Here is a 23,409-nt window from a genome sequence, read left to right as displayed (position 1 = left end):
AAAGCGCAGTCAATTTAATAATATAGACAATTACATGCATTGAAAAAACATGTTATGTTCATCGGGGGCCATTTTAATGAATAGAATTGTAAACGACACCTACAGGGCCTATGAACCGCGGCCATTTACGGCAGATCAACGCAAGGACGTTACCTTACTTTTCGGGGGTGTAACCTGGCGTGCCGAACAGCTGCTGGAAGGCCTGTTCAAAAGCGCCGGATACAACGCCCAGCGCCTGCCCGACGTAACAGTAGAAGACCTGTTTCTGGGCCGCGAACTGGCCGATGTCGGGCAGTGCTGCCCGACCGCTTTCACCACGGGCAACCTGTCAAGCTTTCTCAAGCAAGAGGCCGAACGGATCGGGCCCCAGGAGGTTGCCGAGAAATACGTCTATGTAACGGCCGGGGCCTGCGGGTCCTGCCGGTTCGGTCAATATCACCAAAGCTATGAACTGGCGCTGAAGAACCTCGGGCTTGAGGCGTTTCGGCTGTTTCTCGTGCAACAGCACGAAATCGACCAGTCCAAGGCAAGCGATGCCGGATTGCAGACCGATATCCATCTGCTGCTCAGCACGGCCCTGGGCATGATGGCGGCGGACGCGATACAGGACCTGGAATACCAGCTGCGCCCTTACGAAGTGCAGCCCGGCGCAACAAACAAGGCCGCCCAAAAGGCGGTGGCCGAAATCTATGACGCCATGCTGGGCCGCCCGAAAACCCTGCCGAAATGGCGGTCTGTCGGCTGGCACCTGTTCACCCGCCGGTTCACCGGGGCCATGCGCCGGGCCCGAGCGTATTTCGAAGACATCCAGCTGGACCGCCTGCGGGTGAAACCCATGGTCAAGATCACCGGTGAATTCTATCTGGCCACAGCCGAGGGCGTCCAGAATTACAACATGCATTCATGGCTGGAATCCGAAGGCGCCGAGGTTCAGCCAGCGCCGATGGTCGTCTGGTTCGATTACCTGATGCGGTACGGCGGGCAAAAGCTGGAACAGCGGCTTGGCATCAACAGGAATGCCCGCCGAAACCTTGCGATGCTCAAACTTGGACAGCGGGTCTTTCGCGCCAAATACGACCAGATGCGCAAGGCTTTGGGGGGCATTCCGCGCCCGATGCCGGATCAGGACGAACTGCGCAAACTGGCCGCGCCATTTTTTGACAACATGATCAATGGCGGCGAGGGCGACCTGCTGATCGGCAAGGCGATCTGGGCGCATACACGCAAAAAGGCGCATATGGTTTGCGAACTCTCGCCCTATGCCTGCCTGCCCAACACCATGAGCATCGGCGCGATGGCCGCGGTCCAGGGCGCTTATCCCGGCATGCTATACGCCCCGATCGAGGTTAAGGGGGACAGCGACGTGCACGCGCTGTCCCGGTGCCAGATGGTCCTGACCGAAGCCAAGACGCGGGCGCAGGATGAATTCCAGGCCGCGCTGGCCGCCACTGGCCTGACGCTGGACGAGGTCAAGCGCCGCGCCTCTGACCAGCCCGAGGTGAACGCTCCGTTCTGGAAAGTTCCGCATCGCGGGGCTGCGGGTACGGCCGCCAACGTGGTGCTTGAGCTTGGGAATGCGTCGCTTTGAAATATGCCGGGATAGATATCGGCTCGACCACGGTGAAGGGTGTGGTTGTCCAGGATGGGCACGTCATCTGGAAGGCTTATGGTCGGCACAAGACCAAACAGGCCGAAAAGACACTCGAACTGCTGACCCGGATGGAACACGAGGCAGGCCTGACCGCAGGGCGCGACGTGGCCACGTTTACGGGCTCGGGCGCGGGGACCCTGGCCGCGCGGGTAAACGGGCGCACGATCCAGGAAGTCGTCGCCGTAGCTGCCGCCGTCGAGGCGGTACACCCCGAGGTTCATTTCGTGTCCGAAATCGGTGGCGAGGACATGAAGACATTGTTCTTCACCCCAACGCCTGCCGGCAAGGCCAAGCAGGTCTATATGCAATCGGCCTGTAGCGGCGGCACCGGCACCTTCATCGAAAAATCTGCGCGCAAGCTGGAAATCCCGCCCGACGCCTTGGCGAGCCTGCCCTATTTCGACCAGACCCTGCACCGCATCAGCGCGAAATGCGGGATATTCGCCGAAACCGATGCCAATAGCCTGGTCAAGGCCGGGGTTCCGAAAGAAGAGATTATTGCCAGCCTGTTCGATGCCGTGGTCCGCCAGAACCTGGCCACCCTGACCAAAGGCAATACGCCGATGCCGTCGGTTCTTTTGCTGGGCGGGCCGAACATGTTTTTCCACGGGTTGCGGCAGGCATGGGAACACCACCTTGGCGCACTGTGGGATGAACGCAATGTCACCCTGCCCGCGCAATCCTCGGTCAGCGATGTCATCCTGGTCCCCGATGATGCGCTGTATTACGCCAGCCTGGGCTGCGTTCAGATTGCCCGGCGCGAAGACGGGAAACCGCAAGCCTATTCAGGGACGGACGATCTGAAATGGTGGGTCGAAACCGGCCAGCACGAAGAAAAGGCCAATACCGGACAGACGGGATTGGCCAGCAAGGATGAACTGGCCGGATTTCTGCGCACCTATGCCGAGCCGTCGGCGGCAGCCCCCGGCCAGGGCACCCATGACCGGCTGTTTGTCGGGTGCGATTTCGGCAGCACCACCGTCAAGGCAATCGCGATCGACGCTGACGCGGCCATCCGGGCCTCGGTCTATCAGCCCAGCCGGGGAAACCCGATCGAGGACGCAAAGCTGATATTCCGCCAGTTGCGCGAGGCCGGTGTCGGGGGCGTCGGCGCCTTGGGGTTGACCGGGTACGGCAAGGACCTGTTGAAAGACATCTTGGGCGCCGATGTCCCGGTGGTTGAAACGGTGGCCCATGCCTCGGCGGCGCTGCATGTGGACCCTGATGCGGATGCGATCTGCGACGTGGGTGGAACGGATGTCAAAATCATGCTGCTTCGACAACAGGCGGTTGTCGATTTTAGGCTGAATTCGCAATGCTCATCCGGAAACGGGGCCTTTTTGCAGGGCGTGGCCGAACGCTACGACATCGCCCTGGAAGACTATGCGGACAAGGCGTTTGGCGCCACGCGGATGCCGCGCCTGATGATGGGGTGCGGGGTGTTCCTGCAGTCCGACATTGTCAACCAACAGCGCAAGGGCTGGTCTGCCGAAGAGATCATGGCCAGCCTGGCCGCCGTGCTGCCATTGAATGTCTGGGTCTATGCGGGCCAGTTTCAGAACCTGAAATCCGTGGGACGAAAGTTCATCCTGCAGGGCGGCACGCACCGAAACCTTGCGGTGGTGAAAGCCCAGATCGATTTCATCAAAGACAAGATACCCGACGCCGAGATCATCGTTCACCCCCATGCGGGCGAGGCAGGCGCGCTGGGGGCCGCGCTGCTGGCTGCCGAACACGGGAAGCACAACGGCGCATCCCGGTTTGTCGGGTTCGACCGGATTGAAGACCTGGATTACGTCAGCACGACCAATGCGAAGACCACCTGCCATTGGTGCGCAATGAACTGCAGCCGCGCCTTTATCGACGTGCAGGTGCCGGGCGGAAAGGGCCGCCCCAAAAGCAAGGTGCCGCTGTCCGAGGGCTGGCAGCGTGTCATTACCGGAAACTCCTGTTCCAAGGGTCTGATCGAGGACGCGGCCGAGATGAAGGAACGGAAAAAACAAATCGACGAGGACCTGAATGCGCATCCCAATATTGCAGAAAGCGTTCGCCAAGGCGCCTTCCGCTAGGGCGGCAGGGCAAAAGCGGGCCTTGCGGATCGGCATCCCCCGGGTTCTGAACCAATGGTCGACGCATCGCTTTTGGACGACGCTTTTTGTCGAGCTTGGAATTGGCCGCCGCGACATCGTTTATTCGTCGGAAACATCCGAGGCACAGCAGCTCAGATATGGCAAAGGCCGGGGGGCGGTTGATTGCTGTTACCCGGTAAAGTGCATGATCGGACATTACGGCGAGTTGCTGGATGGGCTCAAACGCCCGATCGACATCCTTTTTTCGCCGATCATCCTGACGGTGCCTTCCTTCCTTCGCGGAAATGTCCGCGAAAACATGGCCTGCCCGCGCGTGATCGCCGGGCCCGAAAGCACCCGAGCGGGGTTCCAGCGCGAAAAGGATACGTTCGGCGAAAAGGGAGTGACCTATGTTTCGCCCGCGGTGTCGCTGGCCGAGCCCGCCTTGGCGGCCCGGCAATTGTTCAACGCGTTCAGGGATATTCTGGACGGTCTGACCCCGGCCGAAATGCAGGGCGCAGTCGATCGGGCCTATGGTGCATTGCACGACTTTGACAGCGAAATGCGCGACCAGAGCCTTGAAGTTCTGGCATCCTGTGCCACCGGCAACCGGCCCTGCATTCTTGCGCTTGGCCGTCCCTATCACATGGATTCAGGCATTGGACACGCCATCGAAAACGAGCTGCAGGCCTTTGGATATCCAATCCTTTGGGGGCAATATCTGCCTCTGCACCGCCAGGTTCTGGACTGGCTGTACAAGGACCTGATCCAGGCCGGGCGCATCCGCAACCCTTTTGACATCTCGGACATCTGGAAAACCTCGCACAGCGCCAACACGAACGAGCTTTTGTGGGCGGCGCGCTATGGCTCTCTTATGCCGTGGATCACATGCTGCATCCGGTTTTCCAGCTATGAATGCGGGATGGATCAGCCGACCTATTCACCGGTTCAGGCAATCGCGGAATCGCTTGGAACGCTTTTCTTCGTGTTTCAGGACCTTGACGAAACCAAACCCGCCGGTTCGGTTCGCATTCGGGTGGAAACCATCGCCTATTACCTGGAACGGAAATCACCCAAGATCATGCAGGGCAAGCTTGCCGCGTTTCAGGATGCCCCGCCCGAAATCCTTTTGCCAAGCGCACCAGACACCGGCACGGCGTCGCAGGACCCATTACCGGAACCGGTTCAAACCGGACCATATAAAATTGGCGATACCACGAACCAGCAGCATCCCGGTGCCGGGCGCTGAAACCGGCTAGGGTATCGTAAGACCTGACAGAGTTGGCGCGAGGGGGCGCGGGGCTTTGCCGAGACATATTTTGGATTTTGGTCCAACCGTCGATGACATGAAGACCGGGCGCAAAATGCGCGTCGTCAACATTGCCGCGCTGATTGCGGCGGTCGGGTTCGGCCTGACGGCGATATACCAGTTTCAACTGGGGCCTGACTGGCGCTATCTGGCCTGCGTCAATCTGGGTCTGGGGGTCGCCGTCCTGCTGACACTCGCGCTGGATCGGTTCGGCCTGGAAATCAAGGTCGCCTATATCACCGTCTGGCTGTTCGTGTTTCTGGCCCATGATCTGAGCTGGGGCAAAAATGGCGATGACCACCTGCTGCTTCTGGTCGGGCCGCCCCTGCTGTTTTATTTTCTGGGGTCGGCCTATTGGCGCTGGATCACGGCGGTGACGGTGTTCAGCGCGATACTGTTTGTCTATGTGTCCCTGTTCGTTCCCCTGAATGTCCCGCCCGGCGACACCGTCTGGGACCTGCGGCACCTGCCGCTTGAGGACGGTCTGACAAAACGCCCCCAGGATGTCTTGTTCATGGTGCTGATTGCCGGCATCGTTTCCGCGCTTTATTTCACGTCCTATTCGGCCAATGTGGCGGTCGAACGGTATGAAGAGGCGCTGGAGCGCGAGTTCGAGGTTTCCGAACAGTTGTTGGACGCTTTACTGCCCCATCGCATCGTTGAACGGATCAAAACCCATCCCGGCCAGTTGATCGCCGACAGGTATGAAAGCGCAACAATCCTGTTTGCCGATCTTTCCGGTTTCTCGGAATTTGCGGCAGACAACGGGGCCCGCGCAACCGTTTCGCTGTTGGACCAGGTGTTTTCTGAATTTGACAAGCTGGTCGCGAAACATGGGTTGGAAAAGATCAAGACCATCGGCGACAGCTATATGGTGGCGGGCGGCCTGGACCCGTCAGCGCCAGACACCGACGCGCACCCGGTTCGAATGGCCCTGTTGGGGCTGGACATGGTTGCCGCAGTCGCCAGGGTTTCGGAAGACCTCGACCCCAAAGTTTCCTTGCGTGTCGGCATCCATCAAGGGCCGGTCATTGCCGGGGTTATCGGAGGTGACCGCCCGTTCTTTGATGTCTGGGGGAATACCGTCAACATCGCCTCGCGTATGGAAAGCAATGGCAAGCCCGGCCGCGTTCAGATCACTCCCCAGCTTGCCAAGACCATCAAACCCCATTTCCAATGCGAAGAACGCGGGCCCGTTTGGGTCAAGGGAAAGGGGTTGATCACGCCCTGCTGGCTGGGCTCACCTCGCGAAAACGGCTAGACCGCACCAACCGGTCCCACCCGGTCAGAAGTCGAGACCCAGGTCCACAGTCCGGTAGGAATGGGTCAACGCCCCGGACGAGATATAGTCGACGCCCGTCGCCGCAATGGCCGCCACACTGTCCCGCGTGACATTGCCCGAGGCCTCGGTGACCAATCGCCCGCTGACCATTTCAACCGCCTGCGTCAGGGTGTCGTTGGACATATTGTCCAGCAGAACAACATCCGCACCGCCGACCGTCAGCACCTCGGCCAGTTGATCCAGCCGGTCAACCTCGATTTCGACCTTCATCATGTGCGATGCGCGGGCCTTGGTGGCGCGCAGAACCTCAGCGACACCGCCTGCGGCGGCGATATGGTTGTCCTTGATCAGAATGGCGTCCGACAACGAGAACCGATGATTGAAGCCCCCGCCATGCAGGACGGCCTGCTTTTCGACCAAACGCAATCCCGGCGTCGTCTTGCGCGTACAGGTGATCCGGGCGTCGGTCCCTTGCGTCTGTTGCACCATCGCCGCCGTTGCCGTTGCCACACCGCTTAGCCGTCCGGCAAAGTTCAGTGCAACGCGTTCAGCGGACAGGATCGACGCCGCATTGCCGTGAATATCCATCAGGGTCTGGCCGACATGGCACCGCTGCCCGTCCGCGACGTGGCAGGTCACCTTTAGCGTCGGGTCAACCAGCCGAAAGGCCAGTTCGGCGATTTGCATGCCCGATACCACGGCATCCTCGCGCGCATTCAGACGTGCGGAATAGGTCACATCCGGCGGCACGACGGTGAGGGTCGTGATATCACCATTGGCGCCCAGATCCTCCATCAGCGCCGCCCGAACCAGGGGTTCGAGGATCAGGTTTGGCAGGGCGGGATGGGTCATGCGGGTTCCTTTGCGATAGTGTCTCGAACCGCCATCGCCGCGTTCAGTGTCAGGCTCGAACGGCGACCGCGATCAGAATAGAGGTTCGGGAAATCCGACCGGTAATGAGCGCCCCGGCTTTCTTCGCGAAGCAGCGCCGCAGCGGCGATCAGGGTGGCGGTTGCCGTCATGTTGAGAAAGGTCCGGGGGCCTGGGTTTTCGGCCTCCAGCCCGGCAATCTGGCGCAACGCCGTTTGCAGCCCGGCCCGATCACGCACCACGCCGACATGTTCCGTCATTATCTGGCGCAGGGTCTGTACGGCCCGCAGCGGCGAGGTTTCCCCCTGTGGGGAAAGGGAAATTTCAACCTCGGGCGCCGTGGCGGCCTGTGCGATTGTTCCGGCTATGTCGCGGGCACAGGACCGGGCAAAAACCAACGCTTCCAGCAAGCCGTTCGATGCCAGCCGGTTTGCACCGTGCAATCCGGTCGAAGCGGCCTCGCCACAAGCCCACAGCCCCGTTAGCGAACTGCGGCCCGCAAGATCAGTTTCAACGCCCCCCATGTGGTAATGCGCCGCCGCAACCACCGGAATGGGCTGCAAAGCCGGATCAATCCCGTTGCGCATGCAGGCCTGTGTCACGGCGGGAAACTGCCGGGCAATTTCAGCCCCTATGGCGGACCGCGTGTCCAGGGCGGGCGCATCTCCGTCGCGGGTCCGCAAGAACACTGCACGCGCAACGATGTCACGCGGGGCCAGTTCTGCGTCGGGGTGAATAGCGGGCATGAAACGGGCGCCGGTCTTGTCGATCAGAACCGCGCCCTCGCCGCGCAGGGCCTCTGTGGCCAGCGGCGCAGGGTCTTCGCCCACATCAATGGCTGTTGGGTGGAATTGCACGAACTCGGCATCGGCGATCTGTGCCCCGGCACGGGCAGCCATGCCGATCCCCTGCCCCCGTATCCGGGCCGGGTTCGTGGTATGAGCATAAAGCCCGGCCGATCCGCCCGTCGCCAGGACATGCGCCGCCCCGCACAGCAGAACGGATGGCGCATCCGGTGCCCCAGCGGGCGCCAGAAACACGCCGCTGACTGTGGTTCCGTCGCTTTGCAGGCCAACGGCCTGAACGCCCTCGATCACCTGGATCGACTGGGTGCGCTGAACCTCGGCCATCAGGGCGCGCATGATCTCGGCACCGGCCTGATCGCCCTTGACCCGCACCACCCGCGCCACGGAATGGGCCGCCTCGTGCGATTGCACGAACCCGCCATCGGCCGAACGGTCAAACCCGGTTCCCAGATCGGACAGGTCCAGGATGTGATCCCGCGCCGCGCGGGTAACGAACTCGGCAACCTCGGCCAGAACGGACCCGGCCCCGGCCCGCATCGTGTCTTGGGCATGCGCTTCGGGACTGTCGGACGGGGCCATCGCCGCAGCGACACCGCCCTGCGCCCAGGCCGAGCTTGCCCCCGCCCCCAAAGGTTCGGGCGAAATCATGACCACGGGATGCGGCGCGAGTTTGAGGGCGGTGTAAATCGCCGCCAACCCACCGCCGACGATCACGACCCGAGAGGTGGAAACACCTTGCATCGCCGCGATCAAAGACCCAGCTTGCGCGACAGGTCGATCATCCGCTGCACCGACAGGCGGGCCTTGTCGGCAACCTGCGCGTCGACCTCGACCTGGCCGGTCATGGTGTCCAGCGCATACAGCACTTTTTCCAGCGTGATCTTTTTCATATAGGGGCACATGTTGCAGGGGCCGACAAAATCGACCTCGGGCAAGGCGTCGGCAATGTTTGACGCCATCGAGCACTCGGTGATCAGCAACGCCTTTTCAGGCTTTTCCTCGGTAACATAGCTGATGATCCCGCTGGTCGAGCCGGAATAATCGGCCTCGGCCACAACGTCCGGCGGACATTCCGGGTGCGCAATCAGCCGCGTGCCCGGGTTCCATTCACGGAAGTCACGCAAATCGCTGGCGCTGTATTGCTCGTGAACGATACAGGACCCTTCCCACCAGACCACGTTCTTGTGCGGCACGTCGCGTGCAACATTCTGCGCAAGATACTGGTCGGGGGTCATGATGACGGTGTCACTGTCCTGCGCCGCGACGATCTGCGCCGCATTCGACGAGGTGCAACAGATATCCGAGGCCGCCTTGACCTCGGCCGTGGTGTTTACATAGGTCACGACCGGAGCACCGGGATAGCGGCGGCGCATCTCGGCAATGCCATCGGCGGTGATGGATTCGGCCAGCGAACAACCGGCCTCCATATCGGGCATCAGAACGGTTTTTTCGGGGCTCAGGATCTTGGAGGTCTCGGCCATGAAATGCACGCCGCATTGCACGATCACATCGGCCTGAACCTCTGTCGCCTTGATGGCAAGCTGCAAGCTGTCGCCGCCGAAATCCGATATCCCGTGATAAATCTCGGGGGTCATGTAATTGTGCCCCAGGATGACCGCGTTCCGCTGCCGCTTGAGATCATTGATCGCCTTGACATAGGGCGCATAGATCGCCCAGTCGGCCGGGGTCACCACACGCGCCATGCGCGCGTAGATGTCACCCATGCTTGCCGCCAGTTCGGGGGACGGATCAAGGTCATATTTTTCGGAGAGATAAGCGCGCTGCGCAGGTAGGTCGAACACGGATCTGTTTTCTGCCTGATGGACTCGTGCGCCTTAGTTATTGGGTTTGGCGCTGTATTGCTACCTGTTGAACAGGGAAAATATACCGAAATCGCGCCGCTCACAGGACCAAAGTTGCGAATTGGTGGTTTTGGACAGGGTCGTTGCGGCAACTGAGTCCGAACCGGTGCCCCATTTGGGCACCCTTGGACGTTGCGCATTACGCGGCGCGGGCGCGCCTTTCCGCAAGCGCCCGGACGGTCCAGGGCCAAAGCCCGGGGGGGGGCCGGCAGAGTGCGCCGCCGGGCCTGATGAGACATGGCCGCGGCGATTTCCCACGCGGTTGCTACCGGCTTTGGCTTGCGAAAGTGTCGAACAGATCAATGGCCCCCATCTGCCCGCCTTTCAGCATGATCGGCAGGCCGTCGAACCGGCGATCCGCGTGTCGCCCGCGGCAGACACAAGCGCCCTGTCCAAGGTCCCGATGGAACTCAAGCGCATCAAAGGCAAGGCGTGCAATGATGCGACTGGATGTGTCGCCCCCAGCAAGCCCCAACGCCCGCACGGGTCGTGCGGCCACGAAATCATGCACGAAGTCCGCGCAGGCATCGGCAAGCGTGGCCGGGTCGTGGCCATAGTCGGCTTGCGGGTCCAGATGGATTATCAGATCGGCTTCCGGCCCCGCACTTTCGGCAATCCGCCGCGCGGCGCCCGCATCGGACAGAATTTCCGGCGACAGGGCCACGCGGCCCAACCGGCTGGCCGCCGCAACCTGCGCGGCCGTGACCGAAGACCGGGACCCGGCGAATATCAACGTCCCGCCTTTGCGCGATGCCGCCGGGACCACAGGCAGGTCCACGATGTCACCGCCCAAGGTCTCGGCAACCGAACTGGCCCCAAGAATGAGCTTTCGCCCGGTCAGGCGATCCAATGCGTTGCAAATCCGGGCCTGGTCACGCGGCGACATGGTATCCAGCAACGCGGGACCTTCGCCAAGCCGGGCCGCCACATGGGCCGGGTCTGCCAGGTCGGGCACTGTTATGCGCACCGGCAGGTCCAGCCCCTGCGCGGCCAGATGACGCCCCAGATCGGCCTCGGCCATCGGGGTCACGGGGTGGCGCGCCATGACCGGGTGGCGGTCAATACGATGCACCTGCCCATCCGGTCCCCGGGCAAACAGATTGCCAAAGGCACAATACCGGCCCAGGCTTGGTTGTCCGCCCAGGACCGCGACCGTTTCAGGCTGGAACATTGCCCGGATTTCACCCGCCACGGCCCCGATCGAGCCGACCTCAGGGGCGCTGTCGAAGGTCGAGCAGACCTTGAAATGTATGATCTCGGGGTCTTCGGCCTGGATCATGGGCCACAGATTGCGCAGCGCGGCAATTGCTTGCGCGGGGCCAAGCGACCTGAGGTCGGTGGCAATGCCCAATACGTCCAGGCCGTCACGCGGCGCGGCATGTCCGGTGACAAGCCGGGTGCGCAGTCCCCGGCGCGCATAGGACGCCAGGCTGTCAGAGGCTCCGGTAAAATCGTCGCCTATGAAAACCATGCGCGCGCCCATCAGCGCCTGCCAAAAAAGCCAAGCGCGCGGCCAAGTGCTGCGTGGCGTTTGCCTGCGGTTGCCAGGTCTTCGCCAGCGGCCAGTGCCGCGTAAGCGTCGCGAAGCGAGGCGATGCCCGCCGCAGGACCATCGGGGTGGGCAAGGATACCGCCGCCGCACATGAACATGAAATCCGCGCTTTGTGCGGCCTCCATGGCCGAGGGCAGAGTACCCGCCCATTGACCCGAGGAAAACGCAGGCATGACCCGGTCATCCGCCCCCTGCGCCAACGGGTCAAGGCAGGCGCGCGCTGCCTCGGTCACCTCGTCCTTGCTGTCGACAAATTTTCCGCCAATCCCGTGAACATGCATATGATCGACACCGGCCAGCCGGAACAGCGCCTGGTAGGCCGGAAAGGCCATTCCAAGGGCCGGGTGGCGGCTCATGGCGCCAAAGCCGTTGCGGTGTGCATGGATGGCCAGGTCGGTGTGGTTGCGCAGGCTTTCCATCCCCGACAGGCCGCACCAGTTGAGCGAAGCCATGACACAGGTTCCGCCATGCGCGGCCACCAGGTCAGCATTACGGCGCATCGCATCCACTTCGTCGGTGATATTGAAGGCCATCATAACGCGACGACCCGAAACATCCTCGGCCCGTTTGATGGCATCCATGACACGCGGCACCCGCTGGGCCAGCGGGGCGATGTCAGGATTGGCACAGACTTCGTCATCCTTGATAAAATCCACACCCGCAGCGCAAAGGTCCGAAACCAACGCCGCGATGGCGTCGGGCGTCATGCCTACATTGGGCTTGATAATGGTGCCAAAGATCGGACGGCCAGCAACGCCTGTGCTGCTGCGCGTGCCCGCAATACCCTGAACAGGATGAGCATACCGGGCCCGATATGCCGGTGGCACCTCAATATTCAGCAGCTTCAGCCCGGTAATTTCACCGATATCATAAAGGTTACCCGACACGGTGGCCGCCAGGGTCGGCAGGTTGCGCCCGATGTTGCCGACGGGAAAGGCGATGCGCACATGGGCGCGCCGGACCGGTCCGGCTGCGCCTTTGCGGTCGACATAGGCCGAGGCAAGCGCGGGCGCGGGTCTTTCACCCAGTTCTTCAATACTCAGAACCTCGGCCGCTGAACGCACACGCAGTTCGTCGGTTTCGCCCGCGACGCGGACGAAGGTGCCGCAGGATTGTTCGCCCGCCATCATCGCGGCGACCTCGGCCAGGGGAAAAGGTGTTTCCAGCAGGTAATCTGCGGTGACGCGGTCCATGTCAGATAACCGACAGGTCCGGGAACGGCCGGACAGGATCGGCGCCGTCCCAGCCAACGGATGCGGCCCGGATCATGTCGAACATGCGCCCCTTGGGGCCCATGACCTCGGACAACTCGATACAGGTGCCGGGGTGATGTTCTTGCGCGAAATAGACAAAGCGTCCGTTTTCACCGACGCAACCCGACATTTTCACGGTAAAGCCGCGCGCCCGCATCATGGCAAGATCAGCGTCAAATTCGGTCGTCCAAAAGGCGACATGCTGCAACCCGCGCAGCCCCTTTTGCATATAGTCGCGATACATCGACGGCACGTCATTGCGCGTCTGGATCAGCTCGACCTGCATCTCGCCGGAATTGGCCAGCGCGACCGAATTATGCGGCTCATAGCTTTGACCGTCATAGGTGTAATCCACGATCGGCACCTTTGGGTTATAAAACCAGGGGCCCACGCCCATGACGTTCGACCAGTGTTTCATACCCGCTTCGATATCGTCCACAACGATACCCAATTGGCGAATGGGACCGAGAAGGTTGCTCATGGGGACCTCAATTCATCAAGATGTTAGGGAGCCAAGTGGACAAAGCCGGAACGGCGGTTACGACCAGCAAGCTCAGAAGTAGCGGAAGGAAAAAGGGCATTACTCCGGCGATGACGCGGGTAATGGGCATCTTCGTGATAATGGTAATCATATAAAGGGACATGCCCACCGGTGGCGTCAGCAACCCGATCATCAGGTTCAGAACGAACACGATCCCAAGCTGCAGCGGGTCAACTCCTGCCATGGTCAGCGCCGGTGCAACGATGGGCGCGATAATGAGGATCGCCGCGATGGATTCCAGGATCATGCCGACAACCAGCAACAGCAAGTTCACCAGCAACAGCAGTACCAGCGGGTTCTCGGACAGGCCCAGAAGCAGGCCCGAGACCTTCATCGGCACCTGGTCAAGCGTCAGGACCCAGGCAAACAGAGCCGCAGTCGCCACAACGAACAGGATATTGGCAGTGGCAACGGTGGTGTCCCGCAATGCCGCAACAAGGCCACGCAGGGTCAGGCTGCGATAGACGAAGATGCCGATCACAATGGCATAGGCGACGGTGACGCCTGCAACCTCGGTCGGCCCGAAATACCCCGACATCAGCCCCCCGATCAGCAATACCGGTGCCAGCAGCGCGGGAAAGGAAATGGCAGCCTTTTTCGCAACATCTGCGGGACGTGCCGCGATGTCATCGCGCGGCAGCGATTTGGTGCGGGCAACAATTGCAACCTGGATCATCAAAAACAGCGTCAGCAGCAACGCCGGGACGATCCCGGCCAGCAAAAGCTGAACGGCGGAAACATTGGCGACACTGGCGTAAATGATAATCGGGATCGAAGGCGGAAAGATCGGCCCGATCGTTGCAGCCGCCACCGTAAGACCCGAGGCGAATTCTGGCTTGTAACCCTGGCGGGTCATCTGGTCGATCTGAATCTTGCCCAGGGCCCCGATATCGGCAAGCGCCGCGCCGGACACACCCGAGAATATCAGCGACACCAGAATCGACACCTGGGCCACGGCGCCACGAATGCGCCCAAGGACCATGCGCACAAGGTCGAACAGGTGGGTTGTCACCCCGGTCGCATTCAAAAGCGACGCGGCAAAGATAAACAGGGGCACAGCCAAAAGCGGCGAACTGTCCAGCGCATTCAGGCTGCGCTGCGCAAGCACAGAGACCGGCAGCCCCTGCGTCACGATCACAATCGCCGAGGACAGGCCAAGGCATACCGCGATCGGCGCGCCCGCAACCAGCAGGAGGACAAAGATGGTCAGAAGAAGGGCGGTCATGTGGTCTCCAGCGCCTCGGACTCAGAAGCCTCGCCATAGGGTGCTGACGGCGCATGACCGCGCAGCGTCGCCACGATGCGCTCCAGGGCGACCAGCGTCAGGAACGCCGATCCGGCCAGGGCGAGCGCGTAATAGAACCAGTTCGGGACGCGCATGGCGGGCGTCAGGAATTTCCCGGCACGGGGCAGGAACTCGGCAAAGCTCCACAGCAGCAACACGCCGAACGCGAGCGTGGCGATATCGGCCAGCAGGGCCAGCCAACGGGCCACCGACGGTTTCAGAAGGTCAGGCAGCAGGGTCACCGACACCAGAACCTGGCGTCCGGCCAGTGCCGGTACCGTCAGAAACACCAGCCCGATCCCGGAAAACCGGGCCAGTTCATCGGCCCAGGGCAACCCGAGGTCCAGAAAGTTGCGCGCAGCCACCTGCAGGACCACAAGGCTGGCCATGAGGGCCAGCAGGGTCAGACCAAGCCCCACCCCGAACCCGGCCACCCGCCCGATGGCGGCGCGCAACGCTGAAACCTCGGACGGCATCAACCAACCGCCGCAATCTTGGCGTAGAGGTCCCCGTACTCTGCGCCGAAACGCTCATCGACCAGTTGCGACACCCCAGCGCGGAAACCCGCGATGTCCAACCCGTCTTCTTCGCCGATCACGGTCATGCCCAATTCGCGCAGCTGCTGGGTTTCACCGGCTTCGTTGTCGAGAATGGCATTGGTCGCCTTTTCGCGGGTCAGGCTGGCGGCTTCGCGCACGGCATCCTGTTCGGTTGCCGACATGCCCTGCCATACGTCCTCGTTCATGACGACGACTTCGGCATTGGACATATGACCCGTCAGCATCAGATGGCTCTGTACTTCGTAAAGCTTGACGTTCAGAACCACGTTGACCGGGTTTTCCTGCCCCTGAACAACGCCGGTGGCCAATGCGGTCGGCACCTCGGACCAGTCGACGGGAACAGCAACCGCGCCCATGCCTTCGACAGCGGTAGTGTAGATCGGGAAAGGCACGGCGCGAATTTTGGTGCCTTGCAGGTCAGTGGGGCCCATGACCGCCTTGTTGCAGGTCAGATTGCGGCGCCCGAAGTAATGCGCGTAGATCACGCGAACATTTGCGGCTTGGATCAGGCCCTTGTTCAGCTCTTGCATCACCGGGCTTTCCACATCCGTCACCGCCATCAGGTGATCAACGTCGCGGTACAGATAGGGCGTGTCCAGCGCGGCAAAGGGCTGATAGAGCGACCCGAGCGCACCGGCAGTGTTATGCGAGAACGCGATGGTCCCAAGCGACACAGCCTCGGCAAGCTCTTGCAGTTTACCAAGTTGCGAGTTCGGAAAGACTTGCACTTCGATTTCGCCGCCGGATGTCTGGCCCAAGGCCTCGGCGAACCAATCGGCCTGCGCACCGGCGACCGAGGCGACCTCGTTATTGTGACCGTAGCGCAGGGTCGACGCGGCCCATGCCGGGCGACCGATAAACGGCGCCGCAAGCGCCGCGCCCCCCAGGGCAAGGACAGAGCGGCGGTTTGGACTGAACGGTTTCTTCATCTTTCTCCTCCCAGAGCCTATGACGTGTTTTGAGGTATACTTAATGACGACCGACGCGATCCCTCGTCAAACACGGCGGCTTTGACGAATTTAGTAATGTCAGGCATGATCGGTCCAGACAATTGAATTGATGGTTTTTGAGGTCTCACGATCGTGACGGACAAGCAGGACAAGCCGCTTCTTGTGGACATCGCCGCGCGGGCGGGCGTGTCGCTGGCGACAGTGGACCGTGTCATCAACCGCCGCAAGGGCGTGGCCCAGCGAACGCGCCACCGGGTGTTAGAGGCGGCACGCGCAGTCGGCTATCTCGGCGCGGACGAAGCCGCCAGCATCGGCGCGGTCCGACGGCTGAACATCGCCGTTTTGCTGCCCGCCGGAATGAACCCTTACCTGCGTCTTTTGGGGGACCGGGTACGCGACCGCGTCGGGAAGTCCGGGCCAGGCGACCCCGTATTTCGGTGTTATTTCATTGAAAGCTTTGACGCCGGAGCCCTGGCGCAGGGTCTGCGAAAATGCGCCTCCTGGGCGGATGGGATTGCATTTTTCGCCATCGAACACCCCGAGGTGCGCGCGGCCGCCGCCGAAGTCGCGGCACGACACATCAGGCTGGTTACGATCGTGTCAAACCTTGGCGAGCGGTCGGGCGTCGCCCATGTCGGGCTTGACAACCACGCGGTCGGGCGGACGGGCGGTTGGCTTGTCGGGCGGCTGGCGGGACGGCGCGAGGGGTCAGTGGCGCTTGTCGCAGGCAGCCGCAATTATCGTGCCCACAGCGATCGCGAGGCCGGCTTCCTGAGCGCAATTGACGAGATGTTTCCCGCGCTCCGCCTGATCGGATTACGCGAGGGTCATGACGACGCCGGTGAAAACTACCGCCACACGAAATCGCTGCTTGAGCAGGAACCGGAACTGGTCGGCATCTACAATGTCGGGGGGTCCTCAAGCGGGATCGCGCGGGCGCTGCGTGAACAGGGCCGCGAAGATGTCGTGTTCGTCGGGCACGGGTTGACCGCCGACACGCGCCAGGCCCTGTTGGACGGAACAATGGATGCGGTATTCGACCAGGACCCGGATGTCCTGATAGATCGGGCCATCCGCACCCTGTCCGAACCACAAGCGCCCCCCGATCCGCTGAAACTAGACATCTTTTTCAAGGAAAACCTGCCCTGAGGCCCGAGCCAAACTCGATGATCCTTCCGTTCCAAAAACAAAGACGACAACGCGAGGTCCGCTGCAAGGAACCGCTTTGTGCGGCAAAGCAGATTGAATGCGGAACCTTCACCGCCTTCGGATAGCGCCTGGGGCATGATGATCCCGTAAGACAATTCCATGCCCCCGGCCGCGCCTGCGGGCCGCACCACTGTTGTCGAATAAAAGTGCCGCGCGCCCCATCCGCGTTCACCACGCGGCAGATCAACAGGAACAGGCGCCTTCTGCGTCTGATCTGCAAATCAGCTCTGAACTTCCCGAACGAAAGTCGGGATCAACGAATTCATTCTGAATGCAGGACGAAGGAAGTGAGGCGAAAATGGCAAGGTTCTGTGGCTGGAAGCAGAACTCTGTGTCGCCTGACACTTAACCAAATGGCGGACTGAGGAGCAACTATATATTTTTCGTAACTACGTGTTAAATATTAATAATAACATTATCTACAAGATCCATACCACCAAATATACCACACTGAACATAGAATTTGACGCTCCAAAGCCTCAGGTTCGAGTATGACAGAACGACCGGTAAGACGTAATATAACAGACGCTCGCGCAAAGTGCAGCAAACGACTGCTTCGAGCCCAAATTGACGGATGCTGCAAAGTACGTGAACGGGCGAGAACCGCACATGGCTGCCATTGGCTATCGCAAAGTCAGCCCCATAACCGACCCTGAGCGCCACATTTTCGGCTACAGTCACACACCGCGTTGCGGTTAGTGACCACACCTCCAGATCACTAACCATCGCTTTCCATGATCCATTCAACCTCGGGCGCGGGCACAAACCGCCATTTGCGCAGAGGACCGGCCATTACGTTCAAGTAGTACATCTCGAAGCCGTAGGGCGCGCCGCAGGGGTGGTGGCCTCGCGGGACGAGGACCACGTCACCGTCCGAGACTGCCATCGTCTCATCTAACCCGCCATCGTCGGTGTAGACGCGCTGAATGCCGAAGCCAGAAGCCGGATTCAGGCGGTGATAATAGGTCTCTTCTAGATACGTGATGCGCGGAAAATCATCTTCGTCGTGACGGTGGCTCGGGTAGCTGGACCAGTGACCTGCCGGCGTGAATACCTCTGTGACCAGCAGGCTGTCAGCGTAGTCCTCGTTCTCCATGGCGATGTTGTTGATGCGGCGCGTGTTAGTCCCCTTGCCCCGTTCGGTCAGGGTGATGCCATCCGGACCGATCCGCCGCGCCTGGTGCCGCCCCTGCCCCGGCGCGGAACAAACAGCCAAAACGCAATCGGTTTCGGCCTTTGCTTCCCATTCGGTGCCGTTTGGCAGGTACAGGCAATGTGGCGGGGTTTTCTCAAAGACGTCCATCCGCTCGCCCAAAACGCCCCAAGCCTGATCAGCGCCGGTGATCGCAGCCTTGCCTTCGACCATCACGAGGATGACCTCACGATCGCCCGTGGCCTCTGCTGCACTATCTCCCGCTTTGAGGTGATAGAGCGAGAAGCCAACATAGCGCCAGCCCGCACTTTCCGGGGTGATCTGGTGAACCTTGCCACGTGTGCCGAAGGGTTTTCGAAGAAGATCGGGCATGTGGGCCTCCCTAGCCTATAGTCAGGCCAGAACGGCCGCAGATTTCAATGATGTGTTCATATCCAAGCTTGGAATACTCAAAGGGCGGCGCCTTGGCCGGATCCTGCTCGGCCTCGACGACAATCCAGCCGGAGTAATCGATCGCCTTTAGCTTGTCGGTTATGCGCTGGAAATCGATGCAGCCTTCGGGGTCGCCCGGCACCGAATAGACGCCCGCCGCAACGCCATCCAAGAAACTCTTGTCCTCAGTGCGCACCCAGTCCAGCACCGGCTGGCGAACATCCTTGAAGTGGACGTGATGAACCCGGTGCCCCCATTTTTCCAGCACCGCCAAGGGATCGGCCCCGGCAAAATGCAGGTGACCGGTGTCGAAAAGCAGAGTCAGATCCTCGGAGGAGCCCGACATCAGCCAGTCGATGTCTTCGGCGTCCTGCACCATGGCGCCCATGTGGTGATGGTAGCACAGAACAACCCCTTGGTCTGCGGACCATTTCGCCAGATCAGACAGCTTGGCACCATAGGCCATGATGTCATCGCGAGAGAGCTTTGGCCGGCGCGAGACGGGCGTGCCCTGATCCCCTTGGACGGTATTTGAGCACTCCGCATAGACGATGCATGGGGCCCTGAGTGCGGCGAATTGTTCGACCTGCTCGCGGATCGCGGCCTGCTCGGTGGCAAGATCGTTGACCATCAGGTTGCCTGAGCACCACCCGCCGCACAGCGCCACGCCATACCGGTCCAGATAGGCGCGTAGCCCTTCGGTGTCGGCAGGCATTCGACGACCCCGCTCGACGCCCGCATATCCAATGCGCGCGGCATCCTCCATCGCCCCTTCGGTGGTGAAGGTCGCGGTAAGCTCCGGCAAGTCATCGTTCTGCCAGGCTATCAGGGAGATACCGATCTTGACGGTCACTAGTCTGCCCTCTGCGCTTTCTTGTTCTCGACGTAGCCGGTATAGGCCGCATTGACTTCTGGCCGGTCCGAGACTTCCGGCACGCCCACGTCCCACCAAGTGCCGCCCGGTTCAGTCGAGGGATAGGGATCGGTATCAATGACGACCACGTAGGGTCCGCTGATGCCCTCGCGTTTTGCAAGCGCCTCTTCCAGTTCCGCGATGCTCGAGACCTTGACGGCCACGGCCCCCATCGCCTCAGCGTGCTTGGCAAAGTCGATGTTGGAATTTTCACCGCCAATCGCGTGATCGAGCAGATTATTGAATTCCGCCCCGCCGCAGCCCATTTGCAGCCGGTTGATGCACCCGTAGCCGCGGTTGTCTGTTACCACGACGGTGAAGGAAATGCCCATCATGGCCGCCGTCGCCATCTCGGAATTCGCCATCATATAGGTGCCGTCGCCGGTGAAACAGATTACATCGCGCTCAGGCTGCGCCATCTTGATGCCCATGGCCCCGGCAATCTCGTAGCCCATGCAGGAGAACCCGTATTCCATATGGTATGAGCCTGGCCGTCCCGCTTTCCAGAGCTTGTGCAACTCGCCCGGCATGGTGCCCGCCGCGCACATGGCGACGGTGTTTTCGTTCGCTGCACGCTGGACGGCCCCGATGACCTGCATATCGGTTGGAAGGGCATTGCTGTTTTGATTGCCTACCGCTTCGCTACTTGAGGCATCCGGCGCCGCCGTGATCGGATCAACCTTCGCGAACCAGCTGGATTTCAGCGACGTAGCATCGGTGTCAAAGGGCTGTCCCTCAAGCTCTGATGACAGATCAGCGAGACCCACCTTGGCATCTGCCAGCACTGGAAGCGCGCCGTGTTTCATCGCATCATAGGCCTGCACGTTCAGGCTAATAATGCGGCGCGCTGGATTGGCGAAGAGCCCCCAAGAGCCAGTCGTGAAATCCTGGAACCGCGTGCCGATGCCGAGGATCAGATCGGCCTCCGCGCAGATGGCGTTGGCAGGTTCCCCACCCGTCACGCCGATTGGTCCAAGGTTCAACGGATGATCCCAGGGCAGCGCGGACTTGCCGGCCTGGGTCTCGGCCACCGGCATGTTGTGCGCCTCGGCAAACGCCGCGAGCGCGTCGGTTGCGCCAGAATAGTGTACGCCTCCTCCAGCAACGATCACCGGGCGCTTTGCCGCCATGATCGCGCGGGCCGCGCGGGCGAGTTCATCTGCATCTGGGCGGATGCGGCGCTGATGCCAGGTCGTCGGCTCGAAGAAGCTGACAGGATAGTCATAGGCCTCGGCCTGCACGTCTTGGCAGAAAGCCAGCGTCACCGGCCCGCACTCCGCCGGATCGGTCAGTGTGCGGAAGGCGCGCGGCAAGGCCGTCAAAAGTTGCTCGGGCCGGGTGATCCGGTCGAAATACCGGCTGACAGGCTTAAAGACATCATTCGCGCTCACCGTCCCGTCGCCGAAGTCCTCGATCTGTTGCAACACCGGGTCCGGGCCGCGGTTCGCAAAAACATCGCCCGGCAACAGCAGGACCGGCAGGCGGTTCACATGGGCCAGCGCCGCGGCCGTCACCATGTTCGTGGCTCCCGGCCCGATGGACGACGTCACCGCCATGGCACGGCGGCGCGCCAGTTGCTTGGAATAGGCAATCGCGGCATGGGCCATGGTTTGCTCGTTATGGCCACGGTATGTCGGGATCGCATCGCGCGAGGCATAAAGCGCCTCGCCCAGTCCCGCCACGTTGCCATGACCGAATATCGCCCAGACACCTGCGATGTACGGCTCACCGTTTTCGGTCAGTTGGGCCGTAAGATAGCGAACAAGCGCCTGCGCGGCGGTCAGTCGGATCGTTGTTGTCATGCCGCGTCCTCCGTGGCTTGGTTGCGGGCCTTGTCCCAAATGCCGCACAGGCGCGCGTAGTTCTCTGTCATTTCGGAGATGGCCTCATCATCTGTCATCTTGCCCGACAGCCAAGCGCGGGCAGCGTCACCGAATATCGTTCGGCCGACGGCGAAGCCTTTGACCAGAGGCTGTTTAGCGGCCAGCGCGAAACTGGCAGCCAGTTCCGCCTCGGGGGCGTCGAGTCCCAGAACCACGATGCCGCGCGTTCGCGGATCGTTGCGCTCGATAGCGGCTGTGGCATTGGCCCAGGCCGCGTCTGTCTTGAACGGCTCCAGCTTCCACCAGTCAGGATAGACGCCCGCGTCATAAAAGGTCTGGATCAAGGTCGCCGAGGTCGTGTCGTCCACCGGGCCAACCTTCGACGGAATGATTTCAAGCAAGAACTCCAGCCCGTTTCGCCGCGCTGCGGTGAACAGCCGCTTGACCCGCGCGATCTGCATCTTCGCAGCCTTCTCGTCATCATCGGGATGGCAGAAAACCAGTAGTTTGACGACATTTTCCCGCGCCCATTCCCGCAGGCGACCAAGATCTTCGCCCAGTTCGGGCTCGAAGTCGATTGGCCGCGATCCGGGAAGCTCGGTCGGGCGACCGATCCAAAGACCTGAGCCAGTGGCACGGTGAAGCGCGGATCGCCCGATGCGATTGTCGCAAAGGATGCCGTAACCCGGCTGACCGTTTTGCACCTTCAAAGCCGCGTCGAGACACAATTCCTTGAACGCAGACCCTTTTTCGCGCGTGTAGCCCTCCATCTCTTCAAGTTGGAGGCGGTGGTCAAAGGCAAATGTCTTGACCGACGACCAGTCGCCCGCACGGTTGGTCGCCCAGTGCACCTGTTCGAGCTCTGCATCATTGCGCAGATCAGGACGCTTGATACCGCGCTGGAAGAAGAACTGAAGCTCTTCCCAGGAGGGATAAGCCGGGGTGCAGCCGTGACGGCTAACAGCGAACGCCCCGCAGGCGTTGGCGTATTTCAATGCTGTCGGCCAATCCTCCCCATCGAGCCAGCCTTTGAGCAGGCCAGACATGAAGCCATCCCCTGCCCCAAGCACGTTAAACACCTCGATCGGGAACCCGGGCCCGGCCTGACCGTCATCGAGACTGTCAGGAATGCCGCCTGTGAAGGCGGCCGCGCCTGCCGCGCCGCGCTTGCAGACAAGAGTAGCCTTTGAGACCGCCCGCACTGCCCGTAAGGCCGTGATGGTGTCGGTTGTCCCACCCGCGATATGAAATTCCTCTTCGGTGCCGACGATCAAATCGAACAGATGCAACGTTGATTGCAGTTTTGCTGTCACCGCTGCGCTTTCGACAAAACGGCTTTCGCCTTCTCCGTGCCCCGCAACCCCCCAGAGGTTCGGGCGGTAGTCGATGTCGAGTGCGGTCTGCATACCCGCCTCGCGCGCAATCTCCAGCGCCTTGATGATCGCCGCTTCGACCTGTGGGTGGCTCAGATGCGTACCCGTCGCCACAATGGCACGGGCGCTCTTTATGAAGTCGGGATCGATGTCATCAACGGTCAGCCCCATATCGGCGCAGTTTTCGCGATAGAAAATGAGCGGGAATTGTTCCTGATCTCGAATGCCCAACAGAACGAGCGCCGTCAGCCGGTCGGGGTCAGTCTTGACGCCCGCTGTATTCACACCTTCGCGTTCCAGCTGCTCGCGGATAAACCGCCCCATGTGTTCGTCACCGACGCCTGTAATCACCGCTGACTTCAGCCCCAGCCGTGCCGTCCCGCAGGCAATGTTGGTGGGCGATCCGCCGATATACTTGTCGAACGAGCCCATATCCTCCAGACGCCCGCCGATCTGCGCTCCGTAGAGGTCAACCGAGGACCGGCCGATTGTGATAAGATCAAGTGTCTTGGACAT

At 61.2% G+C, this 23,409-nt stretch carries 18 protein-coding genes; 5 read left to right on the top strand and 13 right to left on the bottom strand.

Translation table 11 applies throughout. From position 1 onward, the window contains the following. The first annotated feature begins 76 nt into the window (after window positions 1–76). The 4 genes from ACXAG8_RS16055 to ACXAG8_RS16040 all read left to right on the top strand — a co-directional run bounded on the left by ACXAG8_RS16055 (window position 77) and on the right by ACXAG8_RS16040 (window position 6,290). Window positions 77–1,588 carry a hypothetical protein gene (locus ACXAG8_RS16055; RefSeq protein ID WP_475228709.1) on the top strand — a complete coding sequence of 504 codons (1,512 nt, stop codon included), beginning with the start codon at window positions 77–79 and terminating at the stop codon, window positions 1,586–1,588. Then, window positions 1,585–3,720, top strand: coding sequence for a BadF/BadG/BcrA/BcrD ATPase family protein (locus ACXAG8_RS16050; RefSeq protein WP_475228703.1), 2,136 nt, complete (start codon window positions 1,585–1,587; stop codon window positions 3,718–3,720). The genes ACXAG8_RS16055 and ACXAG8_RS16050 overlap by 4 nt, the downstream gene beginning before the upstream one ends. Next, window positions 3,671–4,969: an acyl-CoA dehydratase activase-related protein gene (locus tag ACXAG8_RS16045; RefSeq protein WP_475228698.1), complete on the top strand. Its 1,299-nt coding sequence runs from the start codon at window positions 3,671–3,673 to the stop codon at window positions 4,967–4,969. The genes ACXAG8_RS16050 and ACXAG8_RS16045 overlap by 50 nt, the downstream gene beginning before the upstream one ends. A 97-nt stretch (window positions 4,970–5,066) precedes the next feature. After that, entirely contained in the window at window positions 5,067–6,290 is a 1,224-nt protein-coding gene (locus ACXAG8_RS16040; RefSeq protein WP_475228692.1) for an adenylate/guanylate cyclase domain-containing protein, read from the top strand. Window positions 6,291–6,314: 24 nt separating this feature from the next. Here the strand turns inward: ACXAG8_RS16040 and nadC are convergent, their stop codons facing one another. The 9 genes from nadC to ACXAG8_RS15995 form a co-directional block, all read right to left on the bottom strand. After that, complete coding sequence (gene nadC, locus ACXAG8_RS16035) at window positions 6,315–7,163, bottom strand: carboxylating nicotinate-nucleotide diphosphorylase (RefSeq protein WP_475228684.1); 849 nt, start codon at window positions 7,161–7,163, stop codon at window positions 6,315–6,317. Continuing rightward, window positions 7,160–8,728 (bottom strand): L-aspartate oxidase, encoded by a 1,569-nt coding sequence (locus ACXAG8_RS16030; protein WP_475228676.1) that lies wholly within the window; start codon window positions 8,726–8,728, stop codon window positions 7,160–7,162. The genes nadC and ACXAG8_RS16030 overlap by 4 nt, the downstream gene beginning before the upstream one ends. Before the next feature lie 8 nt (window positions 8,729–8,736). After that, on the bottom strand, window positions 8,737–9,789 hold the full coding sequence (gene nadA / locus ACXAG8_RS16025; RefSeq protein WP_475228673.1) for a quinolinate synthase NadA: 1,053 nt from the start codon (window positions 9,787–9,789) through the stop codon (window positions 8,737–8,739). Window positions 9,790–10,114: 325 nt separating this feature from the next. Beyond that, entirely contained in the window at window positions 10,115–11,332 is a 1,218-nt protein-coding gene (locus tag ACXAG8_RS16020) for a four-carbon acid sugar kinase family protein (protein ID WP_475228671.1), read from the bottom strand. After that, on the bottom strand, window positions 11,332–12,594 hold the full coding sequence (locus ACXAG8_RS16015; RefSeq protein ID WP_475228667.1) for a RuBisCO large subunit C-terminal-like domain-containing protein: 1,263 nt from the start codon (window positions 12,592–12,594) through the stop codon (window positions 11,332–11,334). Before ACXAG8_RS16015 ends, ACXAG8_RS16020 begins: the two co-directional genes overlap by 1 nt. Window position 12,595: 1 nt before the next feature. After that, entirely contained in the window at window positions 12,596–13,135 is a 540-nt protein-coding gene (locus ACXAG8_RS16010) for a VOC family protein (protein ID WP_475228665.1), read from the bottom strand. 7 nt (window positions 13,136–13,142) lie between these two features. Further along, the gene (locus ACXAG8_RS16005) at window positions 13,143–14,420 is read right to left on the bottom strand and encodes a TRAP transporter large permease (protein WP_475228660.1); all 1,278 of its coding nucleotides are present in this window, start codon (window positions 14,418–14,420) and stop codon (window positions 13,143–13,145) included. Beyond that, window positions 14,417–14,956 (bottom strand): TRAP transporter small permease, encoded by a 540-nt coding sequence (locus ACXAG8_RS16000; protein WP_475228655.1) that lies wholly within the window; start codon window positions 14,954–14,956, stop codon window positions 14,417–14,419. Before ACXAG8_RS16000 ends, ACXAG8_RS16005 begins: the two co-directional genes overlap by 4 nt. After that, window positions 14,956–15,969, bottom strand: coding sequence for a TRAP transporter substrate-binding protein (locus tag ACXAG8_RS15995; protein WP_475228653.1), 1,014 nt, complete (start codon window positions 15,967–15,969; stop codon window positions 14,956–14,958). Before ACXAG8_RS15995 ends, ACXAG8_RS16000 begins: the two co-directional genes overlap by 1 nt. A 153-nt stretch (window positions 15,970–16,122) precedes the next feature. Here ACXAG8_RS15995 and ACXAG8_RS15990 point away from each other — a divergent pair, with 153 nt between their 5' ends. After that, window positions 16,123–17,139 carry a LacI family DNA-binding transcriptional regulator gene (locus ACXAG8_RS15990; RefSeq protein WP_475228650.1) on the top strand — a complete coding sequence of 339 codons (1,017 nt, stop codon included), beginning with the start codon at window positions 16,123–16,125 and terminating at the stop codon, window positions 17,137–17,139. Window positions 17,140–17,917: 778 nt separating this feature from the next. Here ACXAG8_RS15990 and iolB read toward each other — a convergent pair. Genes iolB through ACXAG8_RS15970 form a run of 4 tightly spaced genes read right to left on the bottom strand, consistent with a single transcriptional unit; the run spans window position 17,918 to window position 23,409 of the window. Next, window positions 17,918–18,724, bottom strand: a complete 807-nt coding sequence (gene iolB, locus ACXAG8_RS15985; protein WP_475228645.1) for a 5-deoxy-glucuronate isomerase — start codon at window positions 18,722–18,724, stop codon at window positions 17,918–17,920. 10 nt (window positions 18,725–18,734) lie between these two features. Then, a complete protein-coding gene (gene iolE, locus ACXAG8_RS15980) occupies window positions 18,735–19,637 on the bottom strand; it encodes a myo-inosose-2 dehydratase (RefSeq protein WP_475228640.1) in 903 nt (300 codons plus the stop codon). Continuing rightward, entirely contained in the window at window positions 19,637–21,499 is a 1,863-nt protein-coding gene (gene iolD / locus ACXAG8_RS15975; RefSeq protein WP_475228635.1) for a 3D-(3,5/4)-trihydroxycyclohexane-1,2-dione acylhydrolase (decyclizing), read from the bottom strand. Before iolD ends, iolE begins: the two co-directional genes overlap by 1 nt. Beyond that, window positions 21,496–23,409, bottom strand: coding sequence for a bifunctional 5-dehydro-2-deoxygluconokinase/5-dehydro-2-deoxyphosphogluconate aldolase (locus tag ACXAG8_RS15970; RefSeq protein WP_475228631.1), 1,914 nt, complete (start codon window positions 23,407–23,409; stop codon window positions 21,496–21,498). Before ACXAG8_RS15970 ends, iolD begins: the two co-directional genes overlap by 4 nt.

This window comes from Ruegeria sp. ABD4_443, from assembly GCF_056160865.1.
This window is presented reverse-complemented; position numbering and strand designations above follow the sequence as displayed.

Bases quoted from the DNA above. Each gene is read 5' to 3' on its own strand.
- ACXAG8_RS16040 (WP_475228692.1), top strand. From the start codon at position 5,067: ATGAAGACCGGGCGCAAAATGCGCGTCGTCAACATTGCCGCGCTGATT.
- ACXAG8_RS16045 (WP_475228698.1), top strand. From the start codon at position 3,671: ATGCGCATCCCAATATTGCAGAAAGCGTTCGCCAAGGCGCCTTCCGCT.
- ACXAG8_RS15970 (WP_475228631.1), bottom strand. From the start codon at position 23,409: ATGTCCAAGACACTTGATCTTATCACAATCGGCCGGTCCTCGGTTGAC.
- ACXAG8_RS16000 (WP_475228655.1), bottom strand. From the start codon at position 14,956: ATGCCGTCCGAGGTTTCAGCGTTGCGCGCCGCCATCGGGCGGGTGGCC.
- ACXAG8_RS16030 (WP_475228676.1), bottom strand. From the start codon at position 8,728: ATGCAAGGTGTTTCCACCTCTCGGGTCGTGATCGTCGGCGGTGGGTTG.
- ACXAG8_RS16055 (WP_475228709.1), top strand. From the start codon at position 77: ATGAATAGAATTGTAAACGACACCTACAGGGCCTATGAACCGCGGCCA.
- ACXAG8_RS16005 (WP_475228660.1), bottom strand. From the start codon at position 14,420: ATGACCGCCCTTCTTCTGACCATCTTTGTCCTCCTGCTGGTTGCGGGC.
- iolB (WP_475228645.1), bottom strand. From the start codon at position 18,724: ATGCCCGATCTTCTTCGAAAACCCTTCGGCACACGTGGCAAGGTTCAC.
- ACXAG8_RS16015 (WP_475228667.1), bottom strand. From the start codon at position 12,594: ATGGACCGCGTCACCGCAGATTACCTGCTGGAAACACCTTTTCCCCTG.
- ACXAG8_RS16010 (WP_475228665.1), bottom strand. From the start codon at position 13,135: ATGAGCAACCTTCTCGGTCCCATTCGCCAATTGGGTATCGTTGTGGAC.
- ACXAG8_RS16020 (WP_475228671.1), bottom strand. From the start codon at position 11,332: ATGGGCGCGCGCATGGTTTTCATAGGCGACGATTTTACCGGAGCCTCT.
- ACXAG8_RS15995 (WP_475228653.1), bottom strand. From the start codon at position 15,969: ATGAAGAAACCGTTCAGTCCAAACCGCCGCTCTGTCCTTGCCCTGGGG.
- nadC (WP_475228684.1), bottom strand. From the start codon at position 7,163: ATGACCCATCCCGCCCTGCCAAACCTGATCCTCGAACCCCTGGTTCGG.
- iolD (WP_475228635.1), bottom strand. From the start codon at position 21,499: ATGACAACAACGATCCGACTGACCGCCGCGCAGGCGCTTGTTCGCTAT.